The organism is Spirosoma utsteinense, assembly GCF_014282275.1.
Lineage (GTDB): Bacteria > Bacteroidota > Bacteroidia > Cytophagales > Spirosomataceae > Spirosoma > Spirosoma utsteinense.
The window spans coordinates 1-8528 of the sequence record NZ_VFIA01000083.1 but is presented as its reverse complement, the minus strand read 5'-3'; the positions used below and the strand labels follow the sequence as shown (position 1 = coordinate 8528).

8 protein-coding genes are annotated in these 8528 nt (G+C 50.6%); 6 read left to right on the top strand and 2 right to left on the bottom strand.

Annotation, left to right across the window (positions count from 1 at the left end):
- Positions 1 to 166: 166 nt before the first annotated feature.
- The 6 genes from FH603_RS27120 (at position 167) to FH603_RS27095 (ending at position 6844) form a co-directional block, all read left to right on the top strand.
- The gene (locus FH603_RS27120) at positions 167 to 1273 is read left to right on the top strand and encodes a TonB-dependent receptor domain-containing protein (RefSeq protein ID WP_342355231.1); all 1107 of its coding nucleotides are present in this window, start codon (positions 167 to 169) and stop codon (positions 1271 to 1273) included.
- A complete protein-coding gene (locus FH603_RS27115; RefSeq protein ID WP_186742300.1) occupies positions 1270 to 2658 on the top strand; it encodes a DUF4249 domain-containing protein in 1389 nt (462 codons plus the stop codon). Before FH603_RS27120 ends, FH603_RS27115 begins: the two co-directional genes overlap by 4 nt.
- A 30-nt stretch (positions 2659 to 2688) precedes the next feature.
- Entirely contained in the window at positions 2689 to 3954 is a 1266-nt protein-coding gene (locus FH603_RS27110) for a DUF4249 domain-containing protein (RefSeq protein WP_186742298.1), read from the top strand.
- A gap of 101 nt (positions 3955 to 4055) precedes the next feature.
- Positions 4056 to 5258 carry a DUF4249 domain-containing protein gene (locus FH603_RS27105; RefSeq protein ID WP_186742296.1) on the top strand — a complete coding sequence of 401 codons (1203 nt, stop codon included), beginning with the start codon at positions 4056 to 4058 and terminating at the stop codon, positions 5256 to 5258.
- Positions 5259 to 5432: 174 nt separating this feature from the next.
- Positions 5433 to 5867 (top strand): hypothetical protein, encoded by a 435-nt coding sequence (locus FH603_RS27100; protein ID WP_186742294.1) that lies wholly within the window; start codon positions 5433 to 5435, stop codon positions 5865 to 5867.
- Positions 5868 to 6406: 539 nt separating this feature from the next.
- Complete coding sequence (locus tag FH603_RS27095) at positions 6407 to 6844, top strand: hypothetical protein (RefSeq protein ID WP_186742292.1); 438 nt, start codon at positions 6407 to 6409, stop codon at positions 6842 to 6844.
- A 181-nt stretch (positions 6845 to 7025) separates the two neighbouring features.
- On the opposite strand, the gene FH603_RS27090 is transcribed toward FH603_RS27095, so the two are convergent.
- Positions 7026 to 7607 (bottom strand): outer membrane beta-barrel protein, encoded by a 582-nt coding sequence (locus FH603_RS27090; RefSeq protein WP_186742290.1) that lies wholly within the window; start codon positions 7605 to 7607, stop codon positions 7026 to 7028.
- 179 nt (positions 7608 to 7786) lie between these two features.
- Entirely contained in the window at positions 7787 to 8401 is a 615-nt protein-coding gene (locus FH603_RS27085) for an outer membrane beta-barrel protein (RefSeq protein ID WP_186742288.1), read from the bottom strand.
- Positions 8402 to 8528 lie beyond the last annotated feature (127 nt).

Genomic DNA, 8528 nt, shown 5'->3' with positions numbered 1-8528 from the left:
TGCCATTGAGAGTCCGTTAGTGCTTGAAACGATTCGTTCATGATCTTGGAGCTTGGTAACTACAAGATAAGACGGACTCTCATTTTTAGACTATCCAAAACATACTCTTAGTGCCACCCACTACCGGCTCAATCCGGGAGAGCTTCTGCCCGGCCAGAGTCTGAGCGTGAACGGACAGAAAACACCTATTGAGAACGCGCTGGAAACGGCCCTCTACGCCGACCATGAAGTGAGCCTCTCCGACCAACTGGCGATTTCGGCGGGCCTGCGCTATTCCTATTTTATAAACCTGGGACCTTCGCTGGTGTACCGCTACGCCGAGGGGAGCGCCCCCGACGCGACCTCCGTCGTCGATTCAACGCGTTACCGGGCCGGGGCGGTCAGCCAGACCTACGGCGGGTTCGAACCCCGCCTGGGCATTCGCTACGCCATTACCCCGACAGCCTCCGTCAAGCTGGGCTACAACCTGATGCGGCAGTACCTGCAGGTGGTGACCAACACGACCACGCCCCTGCCCACCGCCCGCTGGAAAACGGCCGATGCCCACATCCGGCCCCAGGTGAGCCAGCTGCTGTCGGCGGGCTGGTTCCAGAACCTCAAGGAGAATATCTACGAAGTGACGGCGGAAGTGTACTGGCGGACGACCCAACACGTGCTCGACTACAAGCCGGGCGCGAACTTCCTGTTGCAGGCCACTCCCGAAACGCAGCTGTTACAAGGACGCAGCAAAGCCTACGGGCTCGAACTGATGGCCAGCAAAAAGAAAGGCGAGTTGACGGGCTGGGTCAACTACACCTACGCCCGGACGTTCAACCAGGTGGCCGCCGGAACGGAGTTCACCCAGCAGATCAACGGGGGTGACTGGTACCGGGCCAATTACGACCGTCCCCACAGCGTCAATGTCAGTCTGACCATCAACCAGACGAAGCACCACAGCTTTTCGTTTAACGCGGTCTACAGCACGGGACGCCCCTACACCCGGCCGGAAGGCTTCATTCGCTATCAGGACCGGACCTATCCCTTTTACAACGAGCGCAACCAGGGGCGGCTCCCGGCCTACCACCGGCTCGATTTCGCCTGGAACATCTATCGACCGAGCCTGAGGGACCGGCGCTGGCAGGGCCACTGGACGTTTACGGTCTACAACCTCTACGGCCGCCGGAATGCATACTCGATCTTTTACCGGACCGAAGGGCAGGCCACCAATCCGTACCGGCTGGCTATTTTTGCCGCCCCCATCCCCAGCCTGTCCTATAATTTCGAGTTCAAATGAGAAGGCTCCTTCCGTTTTACTACCGAACTACTACGTGCGTCGGGTCATGGCGGGGGCTAGTCGTTGGCCTATCGATGGGGCTGCTTATGCTAGGCTGCGTCGATAGGCTCGACCTTTCTGCTGTTGGTAAGCTAACGGTAGTGGTCGTAGACGGAGCCCTAACGAATCTGGCAGAACCGCAACAGATCCGTCTGAATCGATCGCTATCCGATCCAGTAACGGGGCTGCCCGGTTCCTTACCCATTACCGGGGCTTTAGTTGAAGTAGTCCTCGATTCGGTCGCGGTCATTACGGCTCACGAAACCGAAGATGGCCAGTACCAACTACCCAGCGACTTCAGGGGCCAGACAGGCCATGCCTATCAGTTGCGTTTCACCCTACGGGACGGCACCCGCTACCAGTCTACCCCGCAGGTCATGCTCGCCGTTCCCCCCATCCAGGCCGTACGGGGCCGATTCAGCCCAACTGCACTGGCAAAAGGCCTTCTCGATAATTACACGGCGGGTCACGAGTTGTTTATTGACACCCAGGACCCACCGGCTACCCGTAATTTCTACCGCTGGGATTGGAAGGAGTATGAAAAACAGGTCTGGTGTCGCTCCTGTCAGCAGGGCGTTTACGCCGTCAATGCGATTTTGCCCGGCGTCTACAAGGATAATCTGTATTTTGTGTCGGGCGATGCACTGTACGAAGATTGTTTCATCCCTCCACCGACTTTGGAAAACGTCTCTGAATTCGGGAAGCCCCTGGTTCCCAGGGGTGTCTGGGGCTACGACTACTATTGCCGGTCGCAGTGCTGGGAGATCCTGACCAATTACAGTCTCGATGTGTTTGCCGATCAATTCACCAACGGGGGACTTATCACCAACCGCAAGGTGGCCCAGATTCCCTTTTACACCCGAGAGCCGTGTCTGATCGAGATTCGCCAGTCTTCGCTCAGCCCGGAGGGGTATCAGTACTTCAAGCAACTCCAGGACCAGACCCAGAATACAGGTGGGGTGGCCGATACACCCCCTACCGCCTTGCCGGGTAACATCCGAAACGTGGCCAATGAGCGGGAGATCGTAGTGGGCTATTTCACCGCTTCAGCTGTGTCATCGGTTCCCTACTGGCTGGATCGAAAAGATGCGCAGGGGTTACCGTATGGGTCCACCTTACCCTTCACCACGACAACCGACCCGTTTGTGCCCACCGTGCAGGGCGATGAAGAACTCTTCTATGCGCTCAATCGGCGGTTGCCGAACCGGGAGCCACCGCCCCCCTACACCGGTCCCCGCCCGACGCCCAAAGTGTATATTTACGGGGGGCCACCCCGCCCGCCCACCGCTGTGTGTGTGCTTAGTAACAGTCGTACCCCGTTCAAGCCCGCTGGCTGGCAGAATTAACCAGTTGACTTACTCCTTACCCACTATCGTATGCGCGCTTTCATTTGGTGGGTGGTCATTTGCCTGCCCGTTTCCTGGGCAGCGCTGGGCTGCGTCGATCCGATCGAGCAGACCCTGGCCGGCACGGTCGACGTGATCGTGGTGGATGGTACGCTGACCAACCGGGCCGAGCCCCAGCAAATCATCCTCAACCGCTCCCGTGCTGATCCACTATCGGGTCGGTTTGGCGTGCTGCCCATTACCAAAGCCACCGTTGAGATCCTGGTCGATTCAGCCCAGGTCATTAGTTGCCTGGAATCGGTTGACGGGACGTACCGGCTGCCCAGTGATTTTAAAGGCCTGGTTGACCACGCCTATCAGCTCCGGTTCACGCTTTCGGATGGAACCCGTTACGCGTCCTCGACCCAGATCATGCCCGAGGTACCGCCCATTGAACGGCTGTCGGTCGCCTTCAACGCCACCAGCTTACCGCCGGGTCTCTATTCATTTGGCTTTCGGGCGGGTTATGATGTCCTGCTGAGCACCCGGGACCCGGCTACTCAGCGCAATTACTACCGCTGGGATTGGAAGCTGATCGAAAAGCAGCACTGGTGCAAGAGCTGCTACAAGAGCGTTTACCTGGACTCCTTACAGGAACAATATCTACAGAATGGCCAACTTGTTACCACGCGCAAGGCCGTTGAAGCCTGTGTCGAGTCCACCGTGAACCCTTTGGACCGGGACTACTACAACGATTACCACTGCCGGACCCCTTGCTGGGAGATCATTACCAATTCAACGATCAATCTCTTTGATGACCAACTCTCCAACGGCGGTGCCTTGGCTAACCGGAATGTTGGCCAGGTGCCTTTGCTAACACGCCAGCCGGCTTTACTGGAAGTTCGCCAGTTGTCGTTGACCCGGGAAGCCTACCAATTTTACCAACGGCTACAGCAACAAACCCAGAATACGGGCGGTATCGCCGATACGCCCCCTTCGGCCCCTGTCGGCAACCTACACAATATGGCTAATCGGGAGGAAGTAGTAGTCGGCTTTTTCACCGCCAGTGCGGTGTCCACCGCGCGACAGTGGCTTGATAAAACCGATGCCACCCGTTTACCCTATGGTTCTTATGACGAAGCGGGCCAGATTGTCCAATTTGACGATGAGTTATTTTATAGCCTGATCCGACGCGTCCCCGTATTGGGGCAGAGCGCTACTCCGTTCGCACCCGGTGCACCACCCCGCCTGATCACGGCTCCCTGCCTGGCAGGAACAAATCGTACCCCAATTAAACCCGAGGGCTGGCAGAATTGACGGCGCGCAGTCTGTCCGTTGAGTTCGCTGTCAGCCCTCCTGTTTTATAGGTTCTGTCTTCGGTAATCGTACCCTATTGCTGTTCATCCGGATTTCTTTTTATGCGCGCCTTAATACTACTGCTGGTCGTTTGTGGGAGTCTGACGATATTACCCTTGGGCTGCGTCGATCCGCTGGAGTTGTCGGGGCGGGGAACGGTGGATGTTATCGTCATCGACGGAACCATCACCAATCTGGCCGAAGACCAAACTGTTCGGATCAATCGGTCTAAAGCCGATCCGCTCACGGGTCGCTTCGGGTCGACCCCCATTACCCAGGCAACAGTGACCGTAGTGGTGGACTCAGTTCAGATCATACGGATGATCGAAACTGATTCGGGTAAATACCGGGCACCAGCGAAGTTTATGGGGCAGATCGGGCACACCTACCAGCTTCACATTACCCTGCGGGATGGTACCCGTTACGAATCGTCCACCGAAGTGATGCAGGCAGTCCCGCCCATCGGCAAGCTGTCTTCCCGTTTTAATCCGAACAGTTTAGCCCCCGATCAACAACTCCAGAACTTTTACGCGGCCGCCCACGACTTTTACGTCACCATAAAAGACCCGGCCAACCAGCACAACTACTACCGCTGGGGCTGGAAGCTCTGGGAAAAACAGCAATGGTGCCGTACGTGCGCTAATGGTGCTTATTTTATTCATGACCCAAGGGATACGACGATGCTCTACGAAAATTGCTTCCCCGTTTCCACCGACAAACCTTACGTTTATGATTATGAATGTCGTACCCATTGCTGGGATATCTTTCAGGGGTACGAGGTGAATGTGTTTGATGATCAGTACAGCAATGGAGGAACGATCACAGATCGGCGGGTAGCGCAGATCCCCCTCTACCAGCGCAATCCTTGTCTGGTCGAAATTCGGCAGGGCTCATTAACGGCGGATGCGCACCGCTACTTTAAACTCCTTCAGGATCAGACCCAGAACACGGGCGGCATCGCCGATACGCCCCCTACCATTGCCGGTGGAAACGTAAGGAATCTAACGAATACCCGGGAGCCCGTCGTTGGTTATTTCAGTGCTTCTGCCGTCTCTTCGGAGTTGTACTGGCTGGATCGCAAGGACGCTACGACCAGAGCCCCCGGTTTGTTCATGGCTAAGAACGATCGAGATCCGATTCCGGAATCCCTAATTTTTGGCCCCATCCCCTTGTTAATCCCTGGCGAAAGCCGTCCCCCAACGGCGGTATGTTTAAAAAGTGATGGCCGTACCCCCACCACCCCCAAGGGATGGAGGGAAAACTAGTCAGTTTCCGCGACGTCAGAACTAATGATATTGATGGAATAGGGTTGCTATACGGTTTCGACGGTTTATGGTAAGATAAATAACATAATTACCACTTATATACCAGAAGCATCCTCAAGCTTTGCAACCCTTACAGCTGATAAAGAGTCATCACCGTAAATAGATTGATTAGCCATGAGAAACATTTTATCTTTCAGCAACCTGATTGCTGTTATGTCAATCTTGTCTGTTTTGATAGTCAGTTGTAATCAAAATGAAGTTGCTACTCAGAAAGCCATTGCTGATAAGAAAGCAGTAGGACGATGGAATTTGGTTGGAATCACTTCTGGTTGGACAGGAAAGACGAATCCACCTATTGACAACGTTGAGCTGGCCATTGATCAGCAACAAAAAGCGGTTATCTACGAAAACGGAAAAGAGATGCTGACTTTTCAGTACTCCCTGGAAGAAACCAAGTCAGGGCTTGTTCGGTATTCAATTACTCAAAAAGCAGGCAACTCACCTATTTTTTATCCCCCGTCCAGAGGCAATTTTCGGGTTAACACCAAACAGCTTATCATAGGTGATACGGGGGCTGATGGCAATGACTACACTTTCACAAGAGACTAGCCATTTATAATTATTCAGGCAATGCTTTAATCTGCTGATTAGAGTCATTAAGGGAAAGTCAACTAACATAATTGCACTTATGTGTATTACGCTGAAATAACTTTACACGGTTAGATATGAAGGAAACTGCCATTTAATTAATATACACATATATTAATCCGCAAGTCAGATTCACATGCCGTATTATCATTACCTTACCTTCAGTTCACGATAAACACTTTTAAACCTAACTCAATTTTATGTCCTCAATGCTACGAATTTTATTAACGATCTCAGTTCTATCCTGTACCTTGTTTGCTTGTGAAGATCATCGTCAAAGTCCATTAGCAACTTTACGACAACGGGTTAAAACAATTGAACAGGTTGGTAGCAGCACCGCAACCTATACGTATGATCAGAATAATCGGGTAAGCTCGTACACGACTACAAACGGGTATAAAGGCTTGTTTTATTATGACTCCCAAAATCGGTACGCCCGGTATGACATTGTGAGTCTCGCTGGCGATCAAACAAAAGGCCGGCGATACCGATTCAACTTTATGTCAAATCCCAACGCTCTTTCGGTAGCCGACATTGATTTCACTAGCACTACAGAAATTACGCATGAAACTAGATCGTATGGCCTCGATAACAGCCATCACATCACCTCCTTCTCCAATGGTCTCACGAACGGGTATCTTTCTAACTCCTACCAGTACACGGGCGATAATATCACTAGTGGTGTATTTATCCAGGGTCGCAATCTTGAAAACCTCACCTTCGATTATGACGACAAGCCTAATCCTTACTTTGGCTTGATTATGCCTGTAGCCGGGATTGAAGAGTATTTGACATACAATCGGAACAATATCATTAAGATTACCTACAATGGGATACCTATAGAGTACGTATACGAGTACAATGCGCAAGGTTTGCCTACCCGCGTCGCTCGAAAAGATGGGTTGGGTGAAACGCGGTTTACTTATGAATCCTATTAGTGGGAATTACCTGTGTATCGTTTCATGTAAAAGTAAAATAGCCAGCAAAAGCTGGCTATTTTACTTTTAATACCGTAGCTTCATAACTAAGATTATTCCGAGATGAAGTTAAGCCTGAGTGCTAAGCTCAGGCTTGAAAAGAGCAGATAAAAGACTCTCTTCAGCAATTAATACTTCAGGCTTATTTCAACCGATAATTGATACCGATACCTGCCTGCCAACGATTATAATCAGGTGTTAAATAAGAAGACGGTAACCAACTTCGCTCAACTGTTGCTTCTACCGACCAGCGTCTGCCTACTCGGTAATGTGCCCCCAAACCGGCATTGGTTTGCCAATTCATATTGTGTATGCCATTCATTGTACTAAAGGGGTCTGTTGGTTCAAATCTGTCATAGTTGCTCTGCCCGTACAAGGCCCCAACTTGAGCAAACAGTGCAAACCGATTTCCTCGCAGGAAATAGTATCTAGTTGATAAACCTGCTCCTGCATAATTAAAGGGAAAGGAAGATAAATAATCCGATGAAGTCGTTTTTAAGTAACGACCTTCGAGCGTCACCGACCAGCCATCAGCCAGAAAATATTGGATTTTGGGGCTATAAAAAATCGTTGTTGGACGACTCCCTTTGTAACCTTGTCCAGCAGAGATACCAACGTTTAAACGCCCTTTGCCAAGTAGATCCCGCTGATGCTCGTCAAACACCGTCTGAGCAGATCCGAATAGGGGTAAGAAAAGACCTAGTAGTAATACACAACGTTTCATAATGATCTTGTTTTTTCTCAAAGATATTTCTATAGCGAAACAGTTTGTAAAGCGTTACTACTTTTTAGGTTTTTTTAACTATTATAGTAAGAAGAGGATCGTTGTATAGGTATCAATAGGTTGACAGACGAAAGCAAGATTGACTAACTGTAGCGAGAAAGAGTTTTGTTTGATAAAAGTCAGTTATCAGGCTTCCTTGTTGTTAGCATCGTGGGTACAAAAATTAGCCCGACTTGCCAAGTCTGGTTTTTAAAACCGAACCGAATATTCCCCAAATCAACATGAGTATACTCGTTAAAAGACTTAAAGTAACCCACGTCAACACCAATCCATTTGTAACGATAAGAGGCTCGGCCACTTATCCCTAATTCAACTAGAGAAGCATGTTCACTCCACGCACTTTTACCAAAATAGACATTGGCTTCTGGCCCTACAAAAAGTCCAAGGCCAGATACAGGTGTAATACCAATTAAAGGTGTTACACCCACATAATGGAATTTTTGCTGAAAGAGTGTATTACCATCAAAGTCTTGGTTTTGAATTCCTTTTTGCTGATAGTTGAGTTCTATTCTGTAAGCAATCCAGCGCGATAAAGCGTGCTGGTAAAAAACTCCTCCATAGAAACTATTTCGGGGTGCTACTCCTGCTAAGCTTACACTAGGAAGCGAATAGTTTAAAAGTGAATTCGTTAATTGAGTAGATGCCCTGAGATACCCTGTCCTAATGCCAAAATAACTTTGTTTACTCGTAGCTTGCCCTAATGCTACTGTACTTATTATGAGCAGTAAACCCATAAGAAAGTGCCCTGTTTTGGTCGTGACGTAACCGTGGACTCTTCGTCTTTATTGCATGGTAACACTCGTCGTCTCATGCCGCTACTGTGGCAACCAAGATGCCGTTCGGCGCAAAGGGCTCAGCACC

What these genes read in the sequence shown, in the direction of transcription:
- FH603_RS27115 (WP_186742300.1), top strand. Translation starts at nt 1,270, where the DNA reads ATGAGAAGGCTCCTTCCGTTTTACTACCGAACTACTACGTGCGTCGGG.
- FH603_RS27110 (WP_186742298.1), top strand. Translation starts at nt 2,689, where the DNA reads ATGCGCGCTTTCATTTGGTGGGTGGTCATTTGCCTGCCCGTTTCCTGG.
- FH603_RS27105 (WP_186742296.1), top strand. Translation starts at nt 4,056, where the DNA reads ATGCGCGCCTTAATACTACTGCTGGTCGTTTGTGGGAGTCTGACGATA.
- FH603_RS27100 (WP_186742294.1), top strand. Translation starts at nt 5,433, where the DNA reads ATGAGAAACATTTTATCTTTCAGCAACCTGATTGCTGTTATGTCAATC.
- FH603_RS27095 (WP_186742292.1), top strand. Translation starts at nt 6,407, where the DNA reads ATGTCAAATCCCAACGCTCTTTCGGTAGCCGACATTGATTTCACTAGC.
- FH603_RS27090 (WP_186742290.1), bottom strand. Translation starts at nt 7,607, where the DNA reads ATGAAACGTTGTGTATTACTACTAGGTCTTTTCTTACCCCTATTCGGA.
- FH603_RS27085 (WP_186742288.1), bottom strand. Translation starts at nt 8,401, where the DNA reads ATGGGTTTACTGCTCATAATAAGTACAGTAGCATTAGGGCAAGCTACG.